General features: G+C 71.6%; 23 protein-coding genes. 12 read left to right on the forward strand and 11 right to left on the reverse strand.

Annotated elements, in window-relative coordinates; all coding sequences use genetic code 11:
• Positions 1-7 precede the first annotated feature (7 nt).
• The 4 genes from ACWPQI_RS07425 (at position 8) to ACWPQI_RS07440 (ending at position 3,735) form a co-directional block, all read left to right on the forward strand.
• Positions 8-805, forward strand: a complete 798-nt coding sequence (locus ACWPQI_RS07425) for an enoyl-CoA hydratase/isomerase family protein (RefSeq protein WP_017681736.1) — start codon at positions 8-10, stop codon at positions 803-805.
• Between the two features lie 66 nt (positions 806-871).
• Positions 872-1,927: a class I adenylate-forming enzyme family protein gene (locus tag ACWPQI_RS07430; protein WP_029539872.1), complete on the forward strand. Its 1,056-nt coding sequence runs from the start codon at positions 872-874 to the stop codon at positions 1,925-1,927.
• Positions 1,928-2,021: 94 nt separating this feature from the next.
• Positions 2,022-2,783 carry a crotonase/enoyl-CoA hydratase family protein gene (locus ACWPQI_RS07435; protein WP_010592403.1) on the forward strand — a complete coding sequence of 254 codons (762 nt, stop codon included), beginning with the start codon at positions 2,022-2,024 and terminating at the stop codon, positions 2,781-2,783.
• 28 nt (positions 2,784-2,811) lie between these two features.
• On the forward strand, positions 2,812-3,735 hold the full coding sequence (locus ACWPQI_RS07440) for an adenosine deaminase (protein WP_010592402.1): 924 nt from the start codon (positions 2,812-2,814) through the stop codon (positions 3,733-3,735).
• 21 nt (positions 3,736-3,756) lie between these two features.
• Here the strand turns inward: ACWPQI_RS07440 and ACWPQI_RS07445 are convergent, their stop codons facing one another.
• On the reverse strand, positions 3,757-5,082 hold the full coding sequence (locus tag ACWPQI_RS07445) for a D-arabinono-1,4-lactone oxidase (protein ID WP_010592401.1): 1,326 nt from the start codon (positions 5,080-5,082) through the stop codon (positions 3,757-3,759).
• Between the two features lie 77 nt (positions 5,083-5,159).
• On the opposite strand from ACWPQI_RS07445, the gene ACWPQI_RS07450 reads away from it, so the two are divergent.
• Positions 5,160-5,804, forward strand: coding sequence for a TetR/AcrR family transcriptional regulator (locus ACWPQI_RS07450; RefSeq protein WP_458603179.1), 645 nt, complete (start codon positions 5,160-5,162; stop codon positions 5,802-5,804).
• A gap of 70 nt (positions 5,805-5,874) precedes the next feature.
• Positions 5,875-7,050, forward strand: coding sequence for an amino acid deaminase/aldolase (locus tag ACWPQI_RS07455; RefSeq protein WP_010592399.1), 1,176 nt, complete (start codon positions 5,875-5,877; stop codon positions 7,048-7,050).
• A gap of 1 nt (position 7,051) precedes the next feature.
• On the opposite strand, the gene ACWPQI_RS07460 is transcribed toward ACWPQI_RS07455, so the two are convergent.
• Entirely contained in the window at positions 7,052-8,401 is a 1,350-nt protein-coding gene (locus tag ACWPQI_RS07460) for a DUF2252 domain-containing protein (RefSeq protein WP_140188420.1), read from the reverse strand.
• A 32-nt stretch (positions 8,402-8,433) separates the two neighbouring features.
• Here ACWPQI_RS07460 and ACWPQI_RS07465 point away from each other — a divergent pair, with 32 nt between their 5' ends.
• Complete coding sequence (locus ACWPQI_RS07465) at positions 8,434-9,078, forward strand: alpha/beta hydrolase (protein ID WP_010592397.1); 645 nt, start codon at positions 8,434-8,436, stop codon at positions 9,076-9,078.
• 138 nt (positions 9,079-9,216) lie between these two features.
• Here ACWPQI_RS07465 and ACWPQI_RS07470 read toward each other — a convergent pair whose 3' ends face one another.
• From ACWPQI_RS07470 to ACWPQI_RS07485, 4 genes are all read right to left on the reverse strand, one after another.
• On the reverse strand, positions 9,217-11,019 hold the full coding sequence (locus tag ACWPQI_RS07470) for an AMP-dependent synthetase/ligase (RefSeq protein WP_010592396.1): 1,803 nt from the start codon (positions 11,017-11,019) through the stop codon (positions 9,217-9,219).
• 158 nt (positions 11,020-11,177) lie between these two features.
• The gene (locus ACWPQI_RS07475) at positions 11,178-11,807 is read right to left on the reverse strand and encodes a phosphoribosyltransferase (protein ID WP_040275610.1); all 630 of its coding nucleotides are present in this window, start codon (positions 11,805-11,807) and stop codon (positions 11,178-11,180) included.
• A gap of 63 nt (positions 11,808-11,870) precedes the next feature.
• A complete protein-coding gene (locus ACWPQI_RS07480; protein ID WP_474738709.1) occupies positions 11,871-12,302 on the reverse strand; it encodes a hypothetical protein in 432 nt (143 codons plus the stop codon).
• A 148-nt stretch (positions 12,303-12,450) separates the two neighbouring features.
• Positions 12,451-13,725 (reverse strand): TrpB-like pyridoxal phosphate-dependent enzyme, encoded by a 1,275-nt coding sequence (locus ACWPQI_RS07485; RefSeq protein WP_010592393.1) that lies wholly within the window; start codon positions 13,723-13,725, stop codon positions 12,451-12,453.
• Between the two features lie 121 nt (positions 13,726-13,846).
• On the opposite strand from ACWPQI_RS07485, the gene ACWPQI_RS07490 reads away from it, so the two are divergent.
• The 3 genes from ACWPQI_RS07490 to ACWPQI_RS07500 all read left to right on the forward strand — a co-directional run bounded on the left by ACWPQI_RS07490 (position 13,847) and on the right by ACWPQI_RS07500 (position 17,437).
• Complete coding sequence (locus ACWPQI_RS07490; RefSeq protein ID WP_017681741.1) at positions 13,847-14,419, forward strand: TetR/AcrR family transcriptional regulator; 573 nt, start codon at positions 13,847-13,849, stop codon at positions 14,417-14,419.
• Entirely contained in the window at positions 14,416-15,456 is a 1,041-nt protein-coding gene (locus ACWPQI_RS07495) for an SDR family oxidoreductase (protein WP_017681742.1), read from the forward strand. The genes ACWPQI_RS07490 and ACWPQI_RS07495 overlap by 4 nt, the downstream gene beginning before the upstream one ends.
• Before the next feature lie 70 nt (positions 15,457-15,526).
• Positions 15,527-17,437, forward strand: coding sequence for a DEAD/DEAH box helicase (locus tag ACWPQI_RS07500; protein WP_302068948.1), 1,911 nt, complete (start codon positions 15,527-15,529; stop codon positions 17,435-17,437).
• Between the two features lie 46 nt (positions 17,438-17,483).
• On the opposite strand, the gene ACWPQI_RS07505 is transcribed toward ACWPQI_RS07500, so the two are convergent.
• From ACWPQI_RS07505 to ACWPQI_RS07515, 3 genes are all read right to left on the reverse strand, one after another.
• Entirely contained in the window at positions 17,484-18,287 is an 804-nt protein-coding gene (locus ACWPQI_RS07505; RefSeq protein WP_010592389.1) for a DUF1206 domain-containing protein, read from the reverse strand.
• Between the two features lie 109 nt (positions 18,288-18,396).
• The gene (locus tag ACWPQI_RS07510; protein WP_102030834.1) at positions 18,397-18,912 is read right to left on the reverse strand and encodes a mycothiol transferase; all 516 of its coding nucleotides are present in this window, start codon (positions 18,910-18,912) and stop codon (positions 18,397-18,399) included.
• Positions 18,909-20,810, reverse strand: coding sequence for an ABC transporter ATP-binding protein (locus ACWPQI_RS07515; protein ID WP_474738710.1), 1,902 nt, complete (start codon positions 20,808-20,810; stop codon positions 18,909-18,911). Before ACWPQI_RS07515 ends, ACWPQI_RS07510 begins: the two co-directional genes overlap by 4 nt.
• A 201-nt stretch (positions 20,811-21,011) precedes the next feature.
• Here ACWPQI_RS07515 and ACWPQI_RS07520 point away from each other — a divergent pair, with 201 nt between their 5' ends.
• Positions 21,012-21,473, forward strand: coding sequence for a PPOX class F420-dependent oxidoreductase (locus ACWPQI_RS07520; RefSeq protein WP_102030832.1), 462 nt, complete (start codon positions 21,012-21,014; stop codon positions 21,471-21,473).
• 9 nt (positions 21,474-21,482) lie between these two features.
• Here the strand turns inward: ACWPQI_RS07520 and ACWPQI_RS07525 are convergent, their stop codons facing one another.
• Both ACWPQI_RS07525 and ACWPQI_RS07530 read right to left on the reverse strand, forming a co-directional pair.
• Positions 21,483-22,082 (reverse strand): AMIN-like domain-containing (lipo)protein, encoded by a 600-nt coding sequence (locus ACWPQI_RS07525; protein WP_010592384.1) that lies wholly within the window; start codon positions 22,080-22,082, stop codon positions 21,483-21,485.
• A 47-nt stretch (positions 22,083-22,129) separates the two neighbouring features.
• Positions 22,130-22,900, reverse strand: a complete 771-nt coding sequence (locus ACWPQI_RS07530) for a deoxyribonuclease IV (RefSeq protein ID WP_102031922.1) — start codon at positions 22,898-22,900, stop codon at positions 22,130-22,132.
• Between the two features lie 127 nt (positions 22,901-23,027).
• On the opposite strand from ACWPQI_RS07530, the gene ACWPQI_RS07535 reads away from it, so the two are divergent.
• Complete coding sequence (locus tag ACWPQI_RS07535; protein WP_026138003.1) at positions 23,028-23,786, forward strand: ABC transporter ATP-binding protein; 759 nt, start codon at positions 23,028-23,030, stop codon at positions 23,784-23,786.
• Positions 23,787-23,797: the final 11 nt, after the last annotated feature.

Below are 23,797 nucleotides of genomic sequence, written 5' to 3' on the forward strand. Positions count from 1 at the left end.
GGCGCGCATGACGCAGACCACCCACCCCACCCGCCTCGAGCGCCACACCACCGCGGCCGGTGCCGAGGTCGCCGTGCTGACCGTCGCGCACGGCACGCTGAACCTGTTCGACCGAGCCCTGTTCGACGCCGTGATCGCCGACGTCGCCGCGCTCGGGGCGGCACCGCCGCGCGCGGTCCTGATCCGCGCGGAGGGCAAGGTCGTCTCCGGCGGTGTGGACGTCCACCTGTTCGAGGGCCTCGACGCCGGCCAGGGCGCCCAGCTGTGGCAGGACCTGTTCGCTCGGATCATCCATCCGCTCGAGGCCCTGCCGTGCCCCGTCGTGTTCGCCGCGCACGGGCTCACCCTCACCGCGGCATTCGAGATCTCGCTCGCCTGCGACATCGTCCTCGCGGCGCCGGGCGCGAAGTTCGGGCTGGTGGAGACCGTCGTCGGTCTGACTCCGTCGATGGGCGGGCCGCAGCGGCTGGCGGAGCGCGCCGGCTCCGGCCGTGCGCGCGAGCTGGTGATGACCGGCGATCTCTACGACGCCGAGACGCTGCGGTCGTGGGGAGTGGTCAACGCGGTGCACGACGACGTCGACGCCGCGGCGCGCGCCCTCACGGACCGGCTCGCCGACGGTCCCACCCGCGCCCACGACGCCACCAAGCGCATCATCGGCGCGTGGCGGTCCGGTGGCGTCGCCCACGCCGACTCGGAGACCCCGGAGGTCTCCGGTGCGCTGTTCGGCACCGACGACCTGAAAGGTGCGGTGCGGAGCTTCCTCTCCGTCGGGCCGGGGAAGGCGTCGTACACGGGAAGGTGAGCCGATCCAGCCCCCAGCTGTGACCCGCGCCATATAGTGCAGGCACACGACGAGGCGGAGGTGACGATGTCGGTGGCGCTGGTCCGGGTTTCGTGTGCAGCCGGGTGGTTCCGTGACGAACGCGTCAGTCGCCGCTTGGACGGTGTCCTGCGGTACGAGGACCTCGAGCCGTGCCTGGCCGAGCTGCTCGACCGCAGCGCGCTGCGGCATTCCGCCCGCGTCGCCGCCGTGGACCGGGCCGGCAACGCCCTCACCTACGGGCAGATGTGGTCGTCGGCGGCCCGGGTGGCCGGCGGCCTGCTCGATCAGGGCGTGGGCCCGGCCGACCGCGTCGTCGTCCACTGCCCGAACGGATTCCGCTGGCTGTACGCGTTCCTCGGGGTGGTCCTCGCCGGTGGCGTGCCGGTGCTGCCGGATCCGACGTGCAGCGAACCGGAACTCGAGTGGATCGCCGAGGACAGCGGCGCCGTCCTGACCCTCGACGGAGAGCTGCCCGACGGGGTGGCGTTCCTGGACGAGGGCGCCGCGCCGGACGAGCTCGCGGTGTTGTACTACGTGCGCAAACGCGGCGGGGGACTGCACGGGGTCGAGCTCACCAACGAGAACATCCTCTCCACGATCGAGGCCGTGGTGCACGCCATGGACCTGACCGCGGAGGGCGCGCGCACGGTGCTCACCGCACCGCTGTCCACGGCGGCGGGCAGCGCCGTGCAACTGCTGCCGACCCTGGCGGCCGGCGGCACCGTCGTCGCCGCCGGGGCGCGGGGGGTGCGCGTGCCGTGGCGGCACCTGCGTGCGTCGTTCCCCGCGGCGAGATGCGTGCGCGGCTGGGGGGTGGCCGAGACCGGCGGCATCGGATTGCTGCTGCCCACCGATCAGCGGGCCGCACACCCGCGCAGCGTGGGGGTTCCGTTCGGCGGGATGGAGGTCGCCCTCCTCGGTCCGGCGGCCGATCGAGGTGAAGGCGAACTGCTGTGCCGCGGCCCCAGTGTCGCTCGCCGCTACTGGAACGACCCGGAGGCGACCGCCGAGACCTTCGACGACGGCTGGTTCCGCACCGGCGACCAGGTGCACATCGACGCGGACGGTTTCGTCACGCCCGTCGCCGTCCGCGTGTCGTGACACGGCGGTCCGCTGCCGTCGGGTTCGAGTGCGGTACAAGCGAACGGACCGCGGCACGCGCGATCGGCAACCGAACCCCGTGAAAGGTGTGCGCATGTCCGACGAGGTCCTGCTCGAGCGTCGCGGTCGAATTCTGGTGATCACCATCAACCGTCCCGAGGCCCGCAACGCCGTCGACGCGGCCGTCAGCCACGGCCTCGCGGCCGCCGTCGACGAACTCGACGCCGACCCCGACCTGTCCGTGGGCGTGCTCACCGGTGCCGGCGGCACCTTCTGCGCCGGTATGGATCTCAAGGCGTTCGTCGCCGGGGAGAACATCGCGGTGCCGGGCAAGGGTCTCGGCTTCACCGAGGCGCCGCCGCGCAAGCCGATCATCGCCGCCGTCGAGGGCTTCGCGCTCGCCGGCGGCACCGAACTCGTCCTCGCCACCGACCTCGTGGTCGCCGCCACGGACGCGAAGTTCGGCATCCCGGAGGTCAAGCGCGGACTCGTCGCCGCGGGTGGTGGCCTGCTGCGCCTGCCCACCCGGATTCCGTATCAGAAGGCGATGGAACTGGCGCTCACCGGCGACGCGTTCACCGCCGAGGAGGCCCACGGCTACGGTTTCGTCAACGTTCTCACCGAGCCGGGCGGTGCGCTGGCGGGCGCCCTGGCTCTCGCCGAACGGATCACGGCCAACGGCCCGCTCGCCGTGGCGGCCACCAAGGAGGTCATCGCCAAGGCCGCCGACTGGCCGGCGGACGAGGCCTTCGACCGCCAGCGCGAGATCGTCGGCCCGGTGTTCGTGTCCGAGGACGCCCGCGAGGGTGCGACGGCGTTCGCGCAGAAGCGTCCGCCGGTCTGGAAGGGCCGCTGACGACCCGCGCCGACGAAGGAGATCGATCGTGCTCGCCGAACTGCACGTCCACATCGAGGGCACCCTCGAACCGGAGCTGATCTTCGCTCTCGCCGAGCGCAACCGCGTCTCGCTCCCGTATGCCGACCTCGACGAGCTGCGCGGCCGGTACGAGTTCACCGACCTGCAGTCGTTCCTCGACCTGTACTACGCGAACATGCAGGTGCTGAGGACCGCCGAGGACTTCACCGATCTCGCGACGGCGTACCTGCGCCGGGCGGCGCAGGCCGGGGTGACGCGGGCCGAGTTCTTCTTCGACCCGCAGGCGCACACGAGCCGCGGCGTGCCGCTGGCCGAGGTGGTCGAGGGCCTCGCCGCCGCCGTCGCGGCGGGCCGGCGGGAGTTCGGCGTCGACGCGGCGATGATCGCGTCCGTCGTGCGGGACCGGCCCGTGCACGAGGCCGAGGAGGTGTTCGGGGAACTGCTGCGCCTGTCGGCTCCGATCAGCGGGCTGGGCCTGGACTCCGCGGAGGTGGGTTATCCGCCGTCGCTGTTCGAGGACGTCTTCGCCCGCGCCCGCGCCGAGGGCCTGCACGCGGTCGCCCATGCGGGGGAGGAGGGGCCGCCCGAATACGTCTGGCAGGCACTGGATCTGCTCGGGGCCGAACGCATCGACCACGGAATCCGCTCCCTCGAGGACCCGCTTCTCGTCGCGCGCCTCGTCGACGAGCAGATTCCGCTCACCGTCTGTCCTTTGTCGAATGTCCGCCTGCGCGTGGTGGATTCGATCGAGCAGCATCCGCTGCCGCGCATGCTCGAGGCGGGTCTGCTGGTGACCGTGAACTCCGACGATCCGGCGTACTTCGGCGGGTACGTCGACGACACGTTCGCGGCGCTGCGCGACCGGCTCGGGCTCACCGACGAGCAGCGGGAGACGTTGGCGCGCAATTCGATCACGGCATCGTTCGGATAGGACGTGCGGTCCGGGCGCGAGCTACGGGCCGAGCACGCGGTCCAGGTACGGGTTGGCGAACGTGCGCTGCGGGTCGACGCGGTCGCGGACGGCGAGGAAGTCGTCGAATCGCGGATACGTCGCGCGCAGGTCGGCCGCGGTGCGGCCGTGCATCTTGCCCCAGTGCGGCCGGCCGTCCACGGCGCGGGCGATCGCCTCGACCGCATCGAAGTACGGCCGGTGTTCGCGACGGTGGTACTGGTGCACCGCGAGATAGGCACTGTCGCGGCCGTGGGCCGTCGACAGCCACACGTCGTCGGCGGCGGCGAAGCGTACCTCCACCGGAAATGCGACGTGGAAGTCGCTGCGGGAGAGCCACGTATCGATCTCGGTGAGCACCTCGGTCGCGGATTCGACGGGGACGGCGTACTCCATCTCCCGGAACCGGACCCGGCGCGGGGAGGCGAAGACGCGGTAGCTGCGATCGACGAACTCCCGGGGGGACAGGGTCCGCGCGGCGAACCCGTTGAGCTTGGGGACGAGGGCCGGCGCGCGGGTTGCGAGGCGCTGGACGACCTCGAACATGCCGTTGGCGAGCACCTCGTCGTCGAGGAAGCCGCGCAGCCGTCCCACCGGGGCGCCCGGTGCGTCGTCGGGCAGCCGGGTGTTGCGCTTGGTGAGTACCCGGTCGGTGTGCGGAAACCAGTAGAACTCGAAGTGGTCGACGCCGAGCCGGTCGCGCTCGAGCACGGCCAGGGTGTCGTCGAGCGTCCCGGGTGCTTCCGCCGCATGCAGTGCGAACGCGGGCACACACTCCAGGGTGATCGTGGCGAGGATGCCGACGGCGCCGAGGCCGAGCCGGGCGGCCTCGAAGAGTTCCGGCTCGGCCTCGGGGGAGCAGCGCACGACCGAGCCGTCCGCAAGGACGAGGGTGGCCGCGCGCGCGACGGTGGCCAGGCCCCCGAACCGGGCGCCGGTGCCGTGGGTGCCGGTGGACATCGCGCCGGCGAGCGACTGCACGTCGATGTCCCCGAGGTTCGGCACCGCCAGACCGTGCTCCCACAGGAGCCGGTTGAGATCCCGCAGCCGGGTGCCGGCCCGCACCGTGACGAACGCACCCGCAGGGGTGGGACGGACCTCCTCGATGCCGGTGAACCGGTCGAGGGAGACGAGCACGCCGTCGGTGACGGCGACGCCGGTGAAGGAGTGGCCGGCCCCGACCGCCTTGACGCGCAGCCCGCGTCCGGATGCGTGTGCGACGACGGCGACGATCTCCTCCAGGGTTTCCGGGGTCTCGTACGCGTGCGGCGTCGCGGATTCGGTGTGGGCCCAGTTGTGCCAGGTGGCGACGGGGCGGTCGGTGGCCATGCGCCCATCATCGACTTGGACGACCGTCCAGGTCAATAGATGCCGACGGATCCGGGCCGGGATCTACGATCGGAGGCATGCTGAACCGGTTGCCGGCGGACCAACGTCGAGCCCAACTCGTCGAATCCGCTCTCGCGCTGGCAGAGGGCGGGGGTCTCGGGGCCGTCACCGTGCGGGCGGTCGCCGAGCACGCCGGCGTCTCCCTCGGGGTGGTGCACTACTGCTTCGAGAGCAAGGAGGCCCTCGTCGCCGCGATGGGGGAGGCGCTGGTGCTCCAGCTCAGCCAGGCGCTGCGCACCGCCTTCACCCTCCCGCAGGACGGACCCGACCCGCAGGGCCTGCGCGGCTTGCGGCAGCTGCTCTACGTGGGGATCAACGCGATGTGGCCGACGATCGAGAAGACGCCCGACCGGCAGCTGCTCACCTACGAGATCACGGCGTACTCGCTGCGTCACCGCGATGCCGGCGAGCCCCTCGGCGGCAACATCGCCACCGATCAGTACCGCATCATGGACGTCGAGGCACGGACGTTCCTCGAGGAGTGCGCCGCCCGCACCGGCACCGAGTGGATCGAGCCCGTCGCGACCGTCGCCCGGCTCGCGCTGGCCATGCTCGACGGAGTTGTCCTGCGATGGCTGGTCGATCGGGACGGCGACGCCATCGTCACCGAACTCGACGACATCGCCGCGATCGTCGCCGGACGGGCCGTGGAAACGACCTGAACCTGGACGCGGGTCCAACTCGGTGGTTGACTGGCCGCGACCCCCGACCTGCCGTGGATTGGACCCCGCCGTGACCCACCCCCTCGACCGGCTCCACGACGCGACGGCCGACCTGGACCCCCCGCTCGCGGCCGTCGATCTCCCCACGCTCCGGAGCAACGCCGCCGACCTCGTCCGCCGCGCCGGGGGTACCCCCGTGCGGGTGGCGAGCAAGTCCGTCCGGTGCCGCGCCGTCCTCGAGGAGGTGCTCGGCACCGGCCTCACCGCCAGGGCCGGATTCCGTGGGATCATGGCGTACTCGCTGCGCGAAGCGCTCTGGCTGGTCGAGCGCGGCGCCCGCGACGTGCTTCTCGGCTATCCGACCGTCGACCGAGCCGCGCTCGCCGAACTGGCCGGCCGGCCGCAGGCGCTCGACGCCGTCACCCTCATGGTCGACTCCGCCGCCCAGCTCGGCATCGTCCGCGACGCCCTCGGCACCGCCCGCGTGCGTCCCCGCGTGTGCCTCGACGTGGACGCGTCACTGCGGCTCGGGCCGGTGCATCTCGGTGTGCGGCGCTCGCCGCTGCGCACCCCCGACGAGGTGGCGCAGCTTGCGCGCTGCGCGACGACCGCCGGTTTCGCCGTCGTCGGCGTGATGTTCTACGAGGCGCAGATCGCCGGTCTGCCCGACACCTCGCCGGCGGTCCGGTGGGTCAAACGCCGCTCGGCCGCCGAGCTGTCCACCCGGCGCGGCGCCGTCGCCGGGGCCGTCCGTGCTGTCGTCGGCGACCTCGAGATCGTCAACAGCGGCGGCACCGGCTCGCTCGAGGTCAGCTCCGCCGACCCGGTCGTCACCGAGGTCACCGCCGGCTCCGGTCTGTACGTGCCCACGCTGTTCGATCGCTACCGGGCCTTCACCCCGCGCCCTGCGCTGTATTTCGCACTGCCCACGGTGCGCAGGCCCGGCCCCACCGTCGCCACCCTCTTCGGGGGCGGCTACATCGCCTCCGGCCCGGCGGGTCCCTCGCGGGTGCCGCGTCCGGTCCGTCCCGCCGGCCTGCGGCTGCTGCGCGCCGAGGGAGCCGGTGAGGTGCAGACCCCCGTCACCGGCCGTGCCGCAGCGGATCTGCCCGTCGGCGGGCGCGTATGGTTGCGGCACGCCAAGGCGGGGGAGCTGTGCGAGCGGTTCGCGGAACTGCACCTCGTCGACGCCGACGGCACCCGCACCACCGTCCCCACCTACCGCGGCGAGGGGCGCTGCTGGTGACCTACGGCCCCTTGTCGCACAGCGCCCGCCAGTCCTGCTCCGTGCGATCGGCGTAGGCGGCCGACCACCGCGCGACCGCCTCGTCGAAGACCGTCCCGCGGCCGAGGTACCCGGCGACGAACGCGCCGACCGGGCTCTGGCTGTGGGCACGGGCGAGCAGCGCCCCGCACAACCGGCCGTACCGCTCCGACTGTGCGGCACTCAACCGATCCCACTGCACCGATCCCTTCATGTCACGGAACTGCCGGACGTAGAAGTCCCGTCGCACGCCGTCCGGACCGGGCACGCCGGTGATCCAGCCGAGGAGCGGATCCGAGTGGGCCTGCAGGATTCGCTGCGCACCCACGACCCGGGCGCCCTGGCCGTGCGTGATGAGTTCGGACGCGACGCGGTGGGGAGTCTCGCGGATCCCGCCGTGCGTCTCCAGCACCGACTGTCCGGCCTCCTTGACCTGGAGGAACAGCGGCTCGTCGGCCGGCCCGAGCAGCAGGACGACGAAGCACCGGGTGCCCACACTGCCCACTCCCACGATCCGCATCGCGAAATCCACGACGCGGTACTGGGAGAGCAGCAGCAGGACGTCCGCCCGCACCGTCGCCCGGTAGGACGCGACGATCCCGTCGATGGCTTCGAGCGACCCGATGTCGAGGTGCCGGACGATCGGGGGTTGGTCGACGATGCGCGGTGCGCCGTCGGCCGTGGTAACCGTCAGCTTCCTCAGGACCTGTTCGGAGGTGCGGCCCCGTGCCTTCTGCACGACGGCGCGTATCGCCTCCGGATTCCGCGACGCCTGCTCGATCTCGTCCGCGTCGACCTGGAAGTAGAACCGCTCGGTGGCCGTCAGGTCGGACAGGAAGCGGATCGTCTCGCGGTACGAGCGCACCGTCGTGAGGGTCGCGTCCCGGCACTGCTGCTCGGTGCGCCCGGTCTGACGGCCGGCCAACCACACCGACGCGGCCAGCCGTTTGACGTCCCATTCCCACGGCGCCGGATACGCTTCGTCGAAGTCGTTGAGGTCGAACAGGACTCGGCGCTCCGGCGAGGCGTACAGGCCGAAATTCGCCAGATGTGCATCGCCCGACGCCACCACGTGGGGCCCCGTCAGCGGCTCGGTGGACAGGTCCCCCGCCATCGCGGCGGCGCTGCCGCGGTAGTAGGCGAACGGCGACTCCGTCATCCGTTCGTACCGGATCGGCACCAGTTCCGGCAGTCGGGTGCGGTTCTGCTGTTCGAAGATCGCGACCGGATCCCGTTCGGGACAACGAATTTCGCCGTGCGCACTGCGGGGCATGCGGGTGCGGGCGGCGCGCCCCTCGGCTCGGCTGCGCTCGACGGCGGTGGTCGGTGTCATCCCGCGATTGTGCACCGGCGCACAATGGCCGCATGCCCTTTTTCGACGGCAGCACCGGCCGCGTCCACTACCGGCACTGGTCCGTCGACGGCGCGACGGCCGCCGTCGTCTTCGCCCACGGGATGCGTCAGCACACCGGTCACTACCATCGCTTCGCCGCGGGTCTGGCGCCGCACGGCATCGCGGTGTGGGGCCTCGATCTCGCCGGGCACGGCCTGTCCGAGGGCAACCCCGGTGAACCGGGCGCCGTCGACGACCTGGCGGCCGACCTGCTGTGCGTCGCCGAGCTGGCCGAGCGCGCGGAGCCGGGGATGCCGTTGGTGGTGATGGGGCACTCGCTCGGCGCGGGAACCGCCCTCACGGTGCTGCGCACCGACGCCGGCCGATTCCGCGGCGCCGTGCTGTGCGGGACGCCTCGATCGGCGGCCGTGCCCGCGACGGCCGAGATCCTCGCGCAGGCGCGCATACCGCTGCTCGCGGTGCACGGCGTCGACGACCGGCTGGCCCCGATCGAGCCCGTCCGGGCCTGGTCCCGGACGATCCCGGCGTTGGAGCTGCGCGAGTACCCGGACGCAGGCCACGACCTGCTGCACGAGCCGGTGCACCGCACGGTGACCCGCGACGTCGCCGAGTTCGTCCTGGCCGTGACCGACGTGCCGGCCCACCGACGCGAGTGAGCGAATGCATCCCTCGCCGCGGAGGTGGAGGATGCATTCGCTCAGCCGGGGCATGGCCCTACGAGTAGATGGCCCTACGAGTAGATGGCCCTACGAGTAGATGGCCCTACGAGTAGATGGCCCTACGAGTAGATGGCCCTACGAGTAGATGGCCTCGATCGCCGTGCCGTGCGCCTCGTGGATGACGTTGCGCTTGAGCTTGAGCGTCGGGGTCAGCTCGCCGGTCTCGATGGTGAAGTCCACCTCGAGGATCCGGTACTTCTTGATCTGCTCGGGGTTGGAGACCTTCTTGTTGCCCTCGGCGACCGCGGCGTCGATCTCCGCGATCAGGTCGGGATGCCCGAGCAGCTCGGAGACCGGAGCGTCGGCGGCGATGCCGTGGCGTTCCTTCCAGCCGGGCAGGGCCTCGGGATCGAGGGTGATCAGCGCGCCGATGAACGGCTTCGCGTCGCCGACGACGATGACCTGGCTGATCAGCGGGTGTGCCCGGAGCGCGTCCTCGAGCACGGCCGGGGCGACGTTCTTGCCGCCGGCGGTGACGATGAGCTCCTTCTTGCGGCCGGTGATGTGGACGAACCCGTCCTCGTCGATCCTGCCGATGTCACCGGTGTGGAACCAGCCGTCGACGATCGCTTCGGCGGTGGCCTTCTCGTTCTTCCAGTAGCCGCCGAACACCGCGGGGCCCTTGAGCAGCAGCTCGCCGTCCTCGGCGATGCGTGCGGCGTGCCCGTTGACCGGCCGGCCGACGCTGCCCACCCGCTGGTGCTCGGGGGTGTTGAGGGTGACGCCACCCGTGGTCTCGGTCAGGCCGTAGCCCTCGTAGATGGGAATGCCGACGCCGCGGAAGAAGTGGCCCAGGCGCGCGCCGAGGGCGGCGCCGCCGGAGACCGCCTGCTCGCACTCGCCGCCGAGGGCCGCGCGCAGCTTGCTGTACACCAGCTTGTCGAAGACGAAGTGCTTGATCTTCAGGCCGAGGCCGGCCCCGCCCTTGTCCAGCGCCTCGCTGTACGCGATGGCGGTGTCGGAGGCCTTCTCGAAGATCTTGCCCTTGCCGCCGTCGTACGCCTTCTGCTTGGCCGAGTTGTAGACCTTCTCGAACACGCGCGGGACCGACAGGATGAAGTTCGGCTTGAACTCGCCGAGCTGGTCGAGCAGCGTGGTCAGGTCGGAGGTGTGCGCGACGGTCACGCCGTGCTCGAAGGCGCCGAACGAGATCTCGCGGGCGAACACGTGGGCGAGGGGCAGGAACAGCAGGGTCCGCTTGCCGCTCACCATGGAGTTCGGGAGGGCGAGCTTGACGGCGGCGGCCTCGGCCCACAGGTTGCTGTGGGTCAGCTGCACGCCCTTGGGGCGGCCGGTGGTGCCCGAGGTGTAGATCAGTGTGGCGGGGGACTCGGCCCGCACCTGGTGGCGCCGCTCCTCGAGCTGTGCGTCGGTGATCGCCGCACCCCGGGCGATCAGCTCGTCGACGGCGCTCTTGGCGCCCGGTGCGCCCTCGATCTGCAGGACCTCGCGCAGGGCCGGCGCGGCCTCGGCCACCGTCGCAACCGTTCGGGCGTGGCCGTCGTTCTCGACGACGAGCAGCGAGGTCCCCGAATCCTCGAGGATCCACTGGGCCTGGTCGGCCGAGGAGGTCTCGTAGATGGCGACGGTGCAGCCACCGGCCGCCCAGATCGCGTAGTCGATCAGGACCCACTCGTAGCGCGTGCTCGACAGGATCGCGACCCGGTCACCGAGCTCGATCCCGGACGCCATCAGGCCCTTGGCCACCCCGCGGACCTGGGCGGCGAACTCGGCGGCGGTGACGCTGACCCACCGGCCGTCGATCCGGCGCTCGAACGGCACCCAGGTCGGCGACTCCTTTTCGTGCCGGAAGACGGCCTCCGCCATCGATGCGTCCTCGGGGATCGAGAACGACTGTGGCACGGCAAACTCTTTCACGGTGACCCCTCCATCAATTTTCCACTTGTGGATGTGCATTGCATCACACGAGGCTGGAAAATGCAGCAGCGGGGGTGCCCGATTTGTAGCCTTTTCGCGCTGACCTGTAGATATACCTGTGAATTCTGGACACGGATACCGGTCGGCGCGGCAGGTGCTCAGGCGGATTCGAGCAGGCGGGCGGCCTCGTCGTCGGAGAGCTGATGGAAGTCGTCGTACGCGGCCCCGACGCTGCCCAGGTCGGCAGGCGTGAACGGGCACACCACCTCGTCGGCCACCGCTCGGACGCGTCGCGCCGCCTCCGGGGAGGCCACGGGAACCGCCAGCACCACCCGCTCGGCCCCGGACTCCCGCGCGGCCAGGCAGGCGACGGCGGCGGTCGCGCCGGTGGCCATGCCGTCGTCGACGAGGACGACCGTGCGTCCCGACAGCGACGTGCGCTCCTTGCCGCCGCGCAGCAGCCGGGCGCGACGGTCGAGTTCGGTGCGTTCGCGGGCCTCGATCCGTTCGATCGAGTCCTCGGCCACCCGGCCGATACGGATGACGTCCTCGTTGAGCACGCGGAAGCCGCCCTCGGCGATGGCGCCCATCGCCAGTTCCGGTTGCCACGGCACCCCCAGTTTGCGGACGACGAGTACGTCGAGCGGGGCGTCGAGCGCGTGTGCCACCTCCCGTGCGACGGGGATCCCGCCGCGGGGGAGCGCCAGGATCACAGGGTTCGCGTCGCGCAGGTGGGCAACCGAGCGGGCCAGCCGCCGCCCGGCCTCCGGACGGCCGGAATAACGCATGCGTCGAGTATGCGCCCGGCCGACGGGTGGCCGGGCGGGTTTGCCGCGGCCCGCGGGGGTCGGTCAGGCGACGCCGGACAGGGCCCGGGCCGGGCGCAGGGCGTCGAGGAGCCGCTGCCAGACGGCGGGGTCGCCCCCGGCCCGCTGCCACTCGTCGGCGAGGGTCGTGTCGTCCGTGCCGGCGAGGTCGTCCACCGAGTCGACGCCGTGCCGGTGCAGGACATCGGCGGCCAGTTCGACGGTGTCGGCGGCGATGGGCGCGTCCTCGGGGCTGTAGCGACGACGGTAGTGCCCGACCTTGCCGGCCCACTGGGCGCTGCCGCCGGTCTCCTCGAAGGTACGCAGAAGCGCGCGGATCCCGTCGTGGCCGGCGTCCGCGCTCTGCGCCGCCCGGTAGGCCCGGTAGCGATCGGTGACGATCCCAGGGTCTATCCCTCGGGTGCGGTGCACTGCGTCGAGCAGGCGCAGGGCCAGGTTGTCGGCTGCGTCGGGCATCAGGGCCTCCCGGTGGTGACATCGCGCGATGAAGCGGTTCCACAGGTGTATCGCCGATGACCGGCAGTGTGTTGCATCACAGCGTTCGTCGGCGTGTCTTCCCCCCGATCACAGGGGGGAAGACACGCCGGCAGCGCTATCCGAGCTGCTATCCGAGCTCGCCGTGCAGGTAGGCGGCGTAGGCCGGCAGGTCGAGCTGCCCGTGCCCCGACAGCCCGATCACGATCACCTCGGGTTCGGTCACGGTCCGCGCGTACTCGGCGGCCGCCGCGATCGCGTGGGCCGACTCGGGGGCCGGCACGATGCCCTCGGTGCGGGCGAACTCGACCGCCGCCGCGAAGGCGTCGGTCTGCGCCACGGCTGTGCCCTGCACGTATCCCAGTTCGACGGTGTGACTCAGCAGTGGCGCCATGCCGTGATAGCGCAGCCCACCGGCGTGGATGGGATCGGGAATGAAATCCTGACCGAGGGTATGCATCTTGAGCAGCGGGGTCAGGCCCACGATGTCGCCGTGGTCGTAGCGGTACTCGCCGCGCGTGATGGACGGGCACGCGGCGGGCTCGGCCGCCACCACCCGGGTGGTGGCACGGCCGTGCAGCACCTCGCGCAGGAACGGGAACGACAGGCCCGCGAGGTTGGAGCCGCCGCCGGCGCACCCGAACACGACGTCGGCCTGCTCCTCGCCGGCGGCACGCAGTTGCTCGACGGCCTCGAGGCCGATCACGGTCTGGTGCAGCACGACGTGGTTGAGCACGCTGCCGAGCGCATACCGGGCGGCGGGATCGCCGGCGGCGACCTCGACGGCCTCGGACACGGCGATGCCCAGCGAGCCGGGGGTGTCCGGCTGCTCGTCGAGGACCTTGCGGCCGGACGCGGTGAGGTCCGACGGGCTCGAGTGCACGGTGCCGCCGTACACCTCGATGAGGTGCCTGCGGTACGGCTTGGACTCGTACGAGGCGCGCACCTGCCACACCTCGAGGTCGATGCCGAACTTGGCGCATGCGAACGACAGGGCGCTGCCCCACTGGCCGGCGCCGGTCTCGGTGGTGAGCTTCTTCACGCCGTCGACGGAGTTGTAGTACGCCTGCGCGAGAGCCGAATTCGTCTTGTGGCTGCCCACCGGGCTCACGCCCTCGTACTTGACGTAGATGCGGGCGGCGGTGCCGAGCGCCCGCTCGAAGGACCGGGCCCGCAGCAGCGGCGTGGTGCGGTAGGTCGCGTACGCCTCCCGGACGGGCTCGGGGATCGCGATGTCGGTCTCGGTGGAGAGCTCCTGCTCGATCAGCCCCGCGGCGAACAGCGGTTCGAGATCGGCGGCCGTGACCGGCTCCCTCGTGCCGGGATGCAGGTGCGGCGGCGGGGCGTCGGGCAGATCTCCCGCGATGTTGTACCAGTGGGTGGGAATGCTGACGGGCTCCGACACCGGACGGTCCTTTCGTCTTACGAGAGTGGAACGGGTTCAGTGTGCCTTCCGTCGCATGCGGGCTGCCGCGCCAGGTCCGTCGGCATCGACAGAAATATGTAGACCGGTCTATTATTTAGGGGTGACCACCAAGGGAGCGCGCACGAAGGCGCGCATGATCGACACCACGCTGGATCTGATCCAGTCCCGCGGCTACCACGGCACCGGGCTGGGCCGCATCACCGACGCCTCCGGAGCGCCGCGCGGCTCGGTGTACTTCCACTTCCCCGGCGGCAAGGACGAACTCGTCGTGGCGGCCCTGGACCGGGTGGGCGCGGAGTTCACCGGCCTGCTCGAGGAGTTGCTGGCCGAGGGGCGGACCGCCGCCGAGATCGTCGCCGCGGTGTTCGACGACCTCGCGGCCAGGCTCGAGGGGTCCGGGTTCGCGGCCGGCTGCGCCGTGGTCGCCGTCGCCGTCGACGCCGCCGCCGACAACCCTGTGCTGCAGCAGAGCTGCGCCCGCGTCTACGAATCGTGGCGCGTGATCCTCGAGCGCGTGCTCGCCCGCGACGGGGTACCCGATGCCACCCGGCTCGCCGGGGTGATCGTCAGCCTCGTCGAGGGCGCCACCACCGTCGCCCGTGCCAGGCACGACGTGGCCCCCCTCGCGGACGCCCGCGCGGTCGCACTCGACCTCGTCGGAGCCGGACGATGAGCGCCGCGGTGGTCTTCGGGGCGACGGGGTTCCTCGGCCGCGGACTGCTGCGGGACCTGCTCACCGGCCCCGACGGGGACGTCCTCGTCGTCGCCGCGGTGCGTTCGGCGGAGTCCGGGGCACGCCTGCGCGACCGGCTCGCCGCCGACGGGGTGCCGCTCGACCGGCTCTCGGTCCACGTGTTCGACCCGGACGCCGCCGAGCTCGCCCTCGATCCCGCGCCGGCGGACGTGCGTGACGTCTACAACCTGGCCGCCGCGTTCGCCTTCGGGATGACCGCGCACGCGGCGCGGGAGGTGAACGTCGTTCTGGCGGCGAAGATCACCCGATTCGCGGCGGTGGCGGGCGCGCGCCGGCTCGTGCACGTCAGCGGCTACCGGGTCGCGGCGTACCCGGCCGTGCCGGCGCCGTGGCCCCGGCGGCACCGGCGGCGCACCTACCGCAGGTTCGGCGCGTACGAGGCGTCGAAGATCGAAGCCGACGCTGTGGTGCGTGCACTCGCCGCCGAACTCGGGGTTCCCCTCACGGTCGTCAATCCCGGGACGGTGATCGGCGACTCCCGCACCGGGGCGGCCGATCAGTACCTCGGTCTCGCGGAGCTGGTCGTGCAACTCGCCCGCGGGCAGCTGCGCGCCGTGCCCGGCTCCCGGCGCACCGTGCTGCCCGTCGTCACCGTCGACCATCTGGCCCGGTTCCTGGCGCTGGTGCCGCGCGATCCGGAGACGGTGGGGCAGGCCTACTGGGTCCTCGACGAGGCCACCCCTCCGCTGCCCGAACTCGTCGCCCTGCTCGCCGACGAACTCGGCGTCCCCGCACCACGCCGGCGGATACCCGTGGCGGTGCTGCGGGCGCTGCCGTCCCGCGTGACCGGTGCGGAGAAGGAGACCCTGAGCTTTCTCAGCGCCGACACCTACCCGACGGCGTCCGCCGCCGCCCTCGCCCGCCGGCACGGACTCGAGTACCCGCCGGTGCGGCCGGCGCTGCGGCTGTGGGCCCGCCATCTGGCGGCGACGGCGCCGGGTTCGGCGGGCGGATAGGGTGGTCGGGGACCCCCGTCCGGGCGCTGTGGAGGGGTCATGGCCGTCCATCCGATAAACTGCAGGTCAAATGAGTGATACTGTGCAAGACCCCGAAGCCGACACCGCCACCCCCACGTTCGCCGATCTCGACATCGACGCCCGTGTGCTGCAGGCGCTTTCGGATGTGGGCTACGAGAACCCGTCGCCGATCCAGGCGGCCACCATCCCGCCGCTGCTGGAGGGGCGCGACGTCGTCGGTCTCGCGCAGACCGGTACCGGCAAGACCGCCGCGTTCGCGGTGCCGATCCTGTCGCGGATCGACACCGCGGTGAAACGGCCCCAGGCGCTGATCCTGGCGCCCACCCGCGAGCTCGCCCTGCAGGTCGCCGAGGCTTTCGGCAAGTATTCGGCGCACATCCCGGGTCTGCACGTGCTGCCCATCTACGGCGGCCAGAGCTACGGCGTGCAGCTGTCCGGGCTGCGCCGGGGCGCGCAGGTCATCGTGGGCACGCCCGGACGTGTGATCGATCACCTCGCCAAGGGCACCCTCGACATCTCCGAGCTCGAGTTCCTCGTGCTCGACGAGGCCGACGAGATGCTCACCATGGGCTTCCAGGAGGACGTCGAGCGGATCCTCGCCGACACCCCCGAGAGCAAGCAGGTCGCGCTGTTCTCGGCGACCATGCCGGGCGCCATCCGCCGGTTGTCCAAGCAGTATCTGCACGACCCGGTCGAGATCACGGTCAAGTCGAAGACGACGACGTCGGCGAACATCTCCCAGCGCTGGGTGCTCGTGTCGCACCAGCGCAAGCTCGACGCCCTGACCCGGATTCTCGAGGTCGAGCAGTTCGAGGCGATGATCATCTTCGTCCGGACGAAGCAGGCCACCGAGGACCTCGCGGAGCGGCTGCGGGCCCGGGGCTTCTCGGCCGCCGCGATCAACGGCGACATCGTCCAGGCCCAGCGCGAACGCACCATCGGGCAGCTCAAGAGCGGCGCGCTGGACATCCTCGTCGCGACGGACGTCGCGGCCCGCGGCCTGGACGTCGACCGCATCAGCCACGTCGTGAACTACGACATCCCGCACGACACCGAGTCCTACGTGCACCGCATCGGCCGCACCGGCCGGGCCGGCCGCAGCGGTGACGCGCTCCTGTTCGTCGCCCCCCGCGAGCGGCACCTGCTCAAGGCGATCGAGCGGGCCACCCGGCAGCCGCTCACCGAGATCCAGCTGCCGTCGGTGGAGGATGTCAACGCCCAGCGCGTCGAGAAGTTCAACGACTCCATCACCGAGGCGCTCACCTCCGACCATCTGGCGTTGTTCCGGCGATTCGTCGAGGACTACGAGCGCGAGCACGACGTGCCTCTCGCCGACATCGCGGCGGCGCTCGCGGTGCTCTCCCGCGACGGGGAGTCGTTCCTCATGGAGGCCGAACCCGAGCCCGTGGCACCGCCGCGGCGCGAACGCGAGCCGCGGGAGCGGCCGCCGCGCCGGTTCGACGACGACGGTGCGTCCCGTGTCGGGCGGGACGGGCAGGAACTGGTCACCTACCGCATCGCCGTGGGCAAGCGGCACCGGGTGGTGCCCGGCGCGATCGTCGGCGCCATCGCCAACGAGGGCGGCCTGCGTCGCAGCGACTTCGGGCACATCAGCATCCGCCCGGATCACAGCCTCGTCGAGCTGCCCAAGGATCTGTCGCCGGAGACGCTCGAGGCGTTGCGGGGTACGCGCATCTCGGGTGTGCTGATCCAGCTGCAGCCCGACAGCGGGACGCCGTCGGGCCGCCCGTCGTCCTACCGTCCGCGCGACGACCGCGGGGAGCGCCGCCAGGGTGAGCGCAGGGAGTACGGCGGCAAGAAGGACTGGGGCGATCGCGGCGGCCGCGGCAAGGACTTCGGCGGGCGCGGCGACAAGCCGCACCGTGGCTTCCGGGAACGCTCGGGCGAGCGCGGGCAGTCCGGTGGACACGGCACCGGCGGCTATCGCGGGCGCGACTGAGGGCACCGGTGGTGATCGCGGGCGCGCCTGAGCGCGCCCGCGAGACTCACATCTTCCCGTACCGCGCCAGGACGAAGCAGTACACGCCGTACGCGGCGATGCCGAGACCGGCCGCGACGAGCAGGATCTGACCGAACGGGGCGGTGCCCAGCGTCTTGAGGGCACCGTCCAGTCCCGTCGCCTTGGACGGGTCGGCGGTGAACGTCGCGACGAGGACCAGGACGCCGGCACCGGCGATCGCCAGGCCCTTCGCGACGTACCCGACGACACCGAGCGGCTCGGCGTACCGGGGCAGCCGCCCGCGGTGCAGGTCGTCGAGGAACTTCTTCGCCGCGCCCTTGTAGACGTGGTAGGCGCCGATGCCGATGATCACCAGACCGGCCGCGACGAGCAGGACCTTGCCGCCGCCGGACTGCATCAACCGGGCGCTCAATCCGGCGTTCTGCTCACTGCTCGACTTGCCGCTGCCCCGCGCGAACTGGAACGCGGTCAGCGCCAGCGCCAGGTAGGCCACAGCGACCCCGAGGGTCTTGACCCGGTCCAGGGCCGAGGGCTTCTCGAGGTCCGAGCGTTTGCCCACCGCGGCTTCGACCAGGCGCCACACCGCCAGGGCGGTGAGCGTCACGGCCAGGACCCACAGGACGATCCTGCCGCCGGGCTGGGCGGCGAGCTGGCGGAGCGCGCCGGACTGATCGGCGCTGGCCGGATCGCCGAATGCAACCTGGATCACGACGTACGCGATCAGCAGGTGCACCACCCCGCTCGCGGCCTGTCCGGCCCGCGCCACCTTCTCGAACATCGGGTGCTGAGCGGCGCCCGCAGCGCCCGTGCTGGTCTGTTGTCCGGTCACGCGACAGGCCTCCAGGATCTCGCGGCGACGGCGCCGGGGCGCCCGGGCAGTGGTGCCTACGGGCAGCCTATCGCGGCTGCGGGGCGCCGTCCGGGTTCGCCGGTGCCGGCTACCGGACCCGGCCCACCAGGACGTCGGCGGTGGCCCCGTCGACGGATTCGCGGATGATGTCGGCGTGGCCGGCGTGCCGGGCCCATTCCTCGATCTGGTGCAGGACCAGGAAGCGGACACTCAGCGGCACGCCCTGGTCCAGCCAGCGGGCGATGCTCTCCGGCAGGTCCACCACCCGGCCGAGGTCCGGCTCCGCCCGCAGCACGTCGGCGAAGCGAGCTGCGACGGTGTCGAGCCGGGCGAGCTGACCCGCGACGGTCTCGTCGTCGCGCACCTCCCACCCGGCCGTCCAGGCCGCGACGGGGTCGGGGTCGCGGGACTCGGTTCCGGAGATGCGGTCGGCGGCCGCGACCTCGCCGTCGATCACATGGTTCAGCAGTGAGGCCAGGCTCATCGTCGAGGCGCTGGGTGCACTGCGGGCCTGGTCCTCGGTCAGGCCGGACAGCGCATTGCGGAACGCGGTGCGCTGAGTGTCGAGCAGGAGGAGCAGCAGGTCGGTCTCGTTCGTCGTCATGTGCCCAGTGTCGGGGCCATTGCGGACATCTTCGGTCCTGAATCGGCGAACTGGGTGCGGTACAGCTCGCCGTAGCGGCCGTCGGCGGCAAGCAGTTCGGCGTGGGTGCCGCGCTCGACGATGCGGCCGTCCTCGACCACGAGGATGAGGTCCGACGCGCGGACCGTCGACAACCGGTGCGCGATCACCACCGCCGTCCGGCCGGCCAGCGCCTCCGTGAGCGCCTCCTGCACGGCGGCCTCCGAGGTCGAGTCCAGGTGCGCGGTGGCCTCGTCGAGGATCACCACCCGCGGATGGGCGAGCAGCAGGCGCGCGATGGTCAGCCGCTGGCGTTCACCCCCGGAGAGCCGGTACCCGCGTTCGCCGACGACGGTGTCCAGGCCGTCGGGAAGGGAGCGGATCAGCTCGGTGAGCCGGGCCCGGCGCAGTACGTCCCACAACTCGTCCTCGGTCGCCTCCGGGCGAGCCAGGAGCAGGTTCGCCCGCACGGTGTCGTGGAACAGGTGCCCGTCCTGGGTCACCATGCCGACGGCGCCGCGGATCGAGGCGGTCGTCAGCCGGCGCACGTCGACGTCGCCGAGCAGCACGGATCCGGCGTCGGTGTCGTAGAGCCGCGGCACCAGCTGCGCGATGGTGGACTTGCCGGCGCCGGAGGAACCCACCAGGGCCACCATCTGCCCGGGCGCGGCCCGGAAGCTCACGTCGTGCAGGACCGGTGCGCCGCCGCGGGTGTCGAGGGTGGCCACCTCCTCCAGCGAGGCCAGCGAGACCTTGTCGGCGGAGGGGTACGCGAAGTCCACGTGCCGGAACTCGACGGCGACCGGACCGTCGGGGACGGGGCGGGCGTCGGGCGCCTCCTCGATCAGCGGCCGCAGGTCGAGCACCTCGAAGACCCGCTCGAAGCTCACCATCGCGCTCATCACGTCGACGCGGGCGCTCGCGAGCGCGGTCAGCGGCGAGTACAGCCGCGTGAGCAGCATCGCCATCGCCACGACGGCGCCCGGCTCGAGTTGTCCGCGCAGCGCGTAGAAGCCGCCGAGGCCGTAGACCAGGGCCAGCGCGAGGGCGGACACGAGCGTCAGAGCGGTGACGAACACCGACTGCAGCATCGCCGTCTTCACCCCGATGTCGCGCACCCGGCGGGCCCGGACGGCGAACTCCGACGATTCCTGCGACGGGCGTCCGAACAGCTTCACCAGCGTCGCGCCGGGCGCGGAGAACCGCTCCGTCATCTGGGTGCTCATCATCGAATTGTGGTTGGCTGCTTCACGATTCAGTCGGGCGAGTCGTACGCCCATGTGCCGGGCGGGCACCACGAAGATCGGCAGCAGCAGCAGCGCGAGCAGCGTGATCTGCCACGAGATGCCGATCATCACCACCAGCGTGATCGCGAGGGTGACGAGGTTGCCGACCACCCCGGAGAGGGTGTCGCTGAAGGCCCGCTGGGCACCGATCACGTCGCTGTTGAGCCGGCTGACGAGGGCGCCGGTGCGGGTGCGGGTGAAGAACGCGACGGGCATGCGCTGCACATGGTCGAACACGGTGGTGCGCAGGTCGAGGATCAGGTCCTCGCCGATACTCGCGGACAGCCAGCGGTTCAGGATCCCCAGGCCGGCCTCGACGAGCGCGATCGCGGCGATCAGCACCGCCAGCCACGTGATCACCGAGAGGTCGGCGCGGTCGACGATCGCATCGATCACTCGGCCGGCCAACACGGGGGTGGCCACTCCGAGCGCGGCGATCACGACGCTCAGCAGCAGGTACATGCCGATGTTGCGGCGGTGGGGGCGGGCGAACTCGGCGATCCGGCGCAGGCTGGCGCGCGAGAACGGGCGCCGGTCGCTCTGCGCGTGCATCGCGTTGTACATCGCGTTCCACGCGGTCACTTCCATGCTCATGTGGGGAGCCTCCTGAAGTCGGTCGCCCGACCGTAGAACCTCGAGTGGACTCGAGGTCAAGGGTAGGTCGCGCGGGGCCACGCGACCGTGTCGTCACCACCGGATCCGTCGGCGCGGTCGCGTCCCGCCGGGGGAATTCTGCCCGGCCACTCCGACAGGAAGGCTCGTCGTCGTCGCGGCCGCGGACGTAGGGTCGGGAGCATGGCACCGAAGATCGCAACCGCAGACCGCGTGGACCGTGACCGGTTGCTCGAGTTCGTCCGCCCGCGTCACCGCGGCACGCTGGTCACCACCCGGTCCGACGGCCGGCTGCAGATGTCCCCGGTCACGTGCGGGCTCGACGACGCCGGCCGCATCGTGATCGCGACCTACCCGGAACGCGCCAAGGTCGTGAACATCCGCCGCCGCCCGGCCGTGTCGATCATGATCCACTCCGACGACTGGAACGGCCCGTACGTCCAGATCGACGGCACCGCCGAGGTGATCGACCTGCCGGATTCGGTCGAGCCGCTGGTCGAGTACTTCCGCGCCGTCGCCGGGGAGCACCCCGACTGGGACGAGTACCGGGAGGCCATGCGCACGCAGGGCAAGTCCCTGATCCGCATCACCGTCGACGACTGGGGTCCCGTGGCGACGGGCGGCTTCCCGCCCGGCCGGGTCTGAACCGCGGGATCAGCGCGCGACGTCTACGACCAGCCGGGTCGGGTTCGTCAGCGTGTACACGTCGAACGGGGTGTTCGGCTCGGCGACGCCGATGAACGACTGGGTCACGCCCTCGAACACCCCGGAGCCGTTGACCTCGACGACCGAGCCGCCCGGCTGCGCGAGCACCGGGTTCGGGCCGGAGTAGGGCTCGACACCGCTGTCGAACGGGTACGCGGACCCGTCGATGAGCACCTGCAGGATCGCGCCGCCGGCGACGGTCACGTCGTTGCCGCTGCCGTCCTGCACCGCCCGGTCGACGTAGCCGACGCGCCATCCCGGGGTGCCGGTCCCGCCCATCTCGTACACGACCCGGTCGAAGTTCTCGTGCCGGCCGGTGCGGATCTCGGTGACGGTCAGCTTCGCGTCCGCCGAGGCGGGTGACGTCTTGTCCGCCGCGTCGGTGGGGGCGGGCTCCTCACGCGACGAGTCCGTCGACCCCGACGAGGACCCGGACGGGACGGACGAGGTGGCGGTGCTCGCCGACGCGGACGGCGCAGGGCTGTCGGCGTCCGAGCAGCCCGCGAGGACCAGGGCGAGGGCGACGACGGCGATCCGGGCGTGCTTCATGGGGAAGATGTTACGGCTGTGACGGAGCGGTTTCCGGGAAGCGGGCCTCACTCCAGGAGTTCGCGCAGGTAGGCGATGTCCTCGGCAATTCCCTCCGCCGGGGTTTCGAGGACGACCGGGGCGTCCGCCGCCCGGCACACGGCCACCAACAGGTCGGGATCGATCGTGCCGGAGGTGATGCCGGCGTGGCGGTCCCGGCCGGAGCCGAAGCCGTCGCGGGAATTGTTCAGGTGGACCAGGTCGATCCGGCCGGTCGCGGCCCGGACCCGTTCCACGACGTCGACGAGGTCCTCGCCGCCCGCCCAGGCGTGGCAGGTGTCGAGGCAGAAGCCGACGTCGTAGTCGCCGACGGCGTCCCACAACCGGGCGATGGCATCCACGTGCCGCGCCATCGCGAAGTCGCCGCCCGCGGTGTTCTCGATCAGGACGGGTACCGCGAACCCGCCCTTGTCCTCCTGCCGCTCGAACAACTTGCGCCAGTTCTCCACCCCCGCCGCGATCTCCTCCCCGGACCGGACGTGGCCGCCGTGCACCACCAGGCCGAAGGCGCCGATCCGGGCGGCCGCCTCCGCGTGCTCGGCCACGGCCTTGCGCGACGGCATCCGCAACCGGTTGTTCGTGCTGGCGACGTTGATCACGTAGGGGGCGTGCACCACCACCGCGACATCCGACGCACGGATCTGCTCCTGCCGGGGATGCGTGCCCGGCTTCGTCCACCCCTGGGGCTCGCCGAGGAACAGTTGCACCAGGTCTGCGCCGTATCGTTCGCCGCAGCCGATCGGATCGTCGTCCTGCCGGACGTGTGCTCCTATCCGCATGATCTCGACGGTAGCGCCCGGCGGCGCCGCCACAGCACCCCGCCGCGCGTCACCCTGAGATCCGGCCCCGAGGAATCCGGGACGTCCCCGATGGTGCCTCGTCGGAAAAGTCAGGAAGATGGTGGACATGCCAGCCCACACCGCCACCGCCGCGCGCGCTATCGACCTGATCAAGATCTACGGAACCGGTGAGACCGCTGTCCACGCCCTCGACGGGGTGAACGCGGAGTTCGCGGCGGGGGAGTTCACCGCCATCATGGGCCCCTCGGGTTCGGGGAAGTCGACGCTGATGCACTGCCTCGCCGGCCTCGACACCGCCACGTCCGGTGCGGTGGTCCTCGGGGACACCGATCTGACCGACCTGTCCGACAAGCAGATGACCCAGTTGCGCCGCGACCGCATCGGCTTCGTCTTCCAGGCGTTCAACCTGGTGCCCACGCTCACCGCCCTCGAGAACATCACGCTGCCCGTCGACATCGCCGGTCGCAAGGTCGACCGGGAATGGCTGGACACCGTCGTGACCCGTCTCGGGCTCGGCGACCGGCTCGATCACCGGCCGGGGGAGCTGTCCGGCGGTCAGCAGCAGCGGGTGGCGTGCGCTCGCGCGCTCGCCGGCCGGCCCGACATCATCTTCGGTGACGAGCCCACCGGTAACCTAGACTCCCGCTCCTCGGGTGAGGTGATGTCGATCCTGCGGGCCGCGGTCGACGAGTTCGGGCAGACCGTCGTGATCGTCACCCACGACCCCCGGGCGGCCAGCTACGCGGACCGCGTGGTGTTCCTCGCGGACGGGCGCATCGTCGACGAGATGCGCGACCCGACCGCCGAGTCGGTCCTCGACCGGATGAAGCAGTTCGACGCCGTCGTCGTGCCCACGGCGAAGTAGGGGCGAGCCGA

Source organism: Rhodococcus sp. LMD (genome assembly GCF_056108245.1).

What these genes read in the sequence shown, in the direction of transcription:
- ACWPQI_RS07425 (WP_017681736.1), top strand. Translation starts at nt 8, where the DNA reads ATGACGCAGACCACCCACCCCACCCGCCTCGAGCGCCACACCACCGCG.
- ACWPQI_RS07430 (WP_029539872.1), top strand. Translation starts at nt 872, where the DNA reads ATGTCGGTGGCGCTGGTCCGGGTTTCGTGTGCAGCCGGGTGGTTCCGT.
- ACWPQI_RS07435 (WP_010592403.1), top strand. Translation starts at nt 2,022, where the DNA reads ATGTCCGACGAGGTCCTGCTCGAGCGTCGCGGTCGAATTCTGGTGATC.
- ACWPQI_RS07445 (WP_010592401.1), bottom strand. Translation starts at nt 5,082, where the DNA reads ATGGCCACCGACCGCCCCGTCGCCACCTGGCACAACTGGGCCCACACC.
- ACWPQI_RS07450 (WP_458603179.1), top strand. Translation starts at nt 5,160, where the DNA reads ATGCTGAACCGGTTGCCGGCGGACCAACGTCGAGCCCAACTCGTCGAA.
- ACWPQI_RS07460 (WP_140188420.1), bottom strand. Translation starts at nt 8,401, where the DNA reads ATGACACCGACCACCGCCGTCGAGCGCAGCCGAGCCGAGGGGCGCGCC.
- ACWPQI_RS07465 (WP_010592397.1), top strand. Translation starts at nt 8,434, where the DNA reads ATGCCCTTTTTCGACGGCAGCACCGGCCGCGTCCACTACCGGCACTGG.
- ACWPQI_RS07475 (WP_040275610.1), bottom strand. Translation starts at nt 11,807, where the DNA reads ATGCGTTATTCCGGCCGTCCGGAGGCCGGGCGGCGGCTGGCCCGCTCG.
- ACWPQI_RS07480 (WP_474738709.1), bottom strand. Translation starts at nt 12,302, where the DNA reads ATGCCCGACGCAGCCGACAACCTGGCCCTGCGCCTGCTCGACGCAGTG.
- ACWPQI_RS07495 (WP_017681742.1), top strand. Translation starts at nt 14,416, where the DNA reads ATGAGCGCCGCGGTGGTCTTCGGGGCGACGGGGTTCCTCGGCCGCGGA.
- ACWPQI_RS07500 (WP_302068948.1), top strand. Translation starts at nt 15,527, where the DNA reads ATGAGTGATACTGTGCAAGACCCCGAAGCCGACACCGCCACCCCCACG.
- ACWPQI_RS07510 (WP_102030834.1), bottom strand. Translation starts at nt 18,912, where the DNA reads ATGACGACGAACGAGACCGACCTGCTGCTCCTCCTGCTCGACACTCAG.
- ACWPQI_RS07515 (WP_474738710.1), bottom strand. Translation starts at nt 20,810, where the DNA reads ATGAGCATGGAAGTGACCGCGTGGAACGCGATGTACAACGCGATGCAC.
- ACWPQI_RS07520 (WP_102030832.1), top strand. Translation starts at nt 21,012, where the DNA reads ATGGCACCGAAGATCGCAACCGCAGACCGCGTGGACCGTGACCGGTTG.
- ACWPQI_RS07525 (WP_010592384.1), bottom strand. Translation starts at nt 22,082, where the DNA reads ATGAAGCACGCCCGGATCGCCGTCGTCGCCCTCGCCCTGGTCCTCGCG.
- ACWPQI_RS07530 (WP_102031922.1), bottom strand. Translation starts at nt 22,900, where the DNA reads ATGCGGATAGGAGCACACGTCCGGCAGGACGACGATCCGATCGGCTGC.
- ACWPQI_RS07535 (WP_026138003.1), top strand. Translation starts at nt 23,028, where the DNA reads ATGCCAGCCCACACCGCCACCGCCGCGCGCGCTATCGACCTGATCAAG.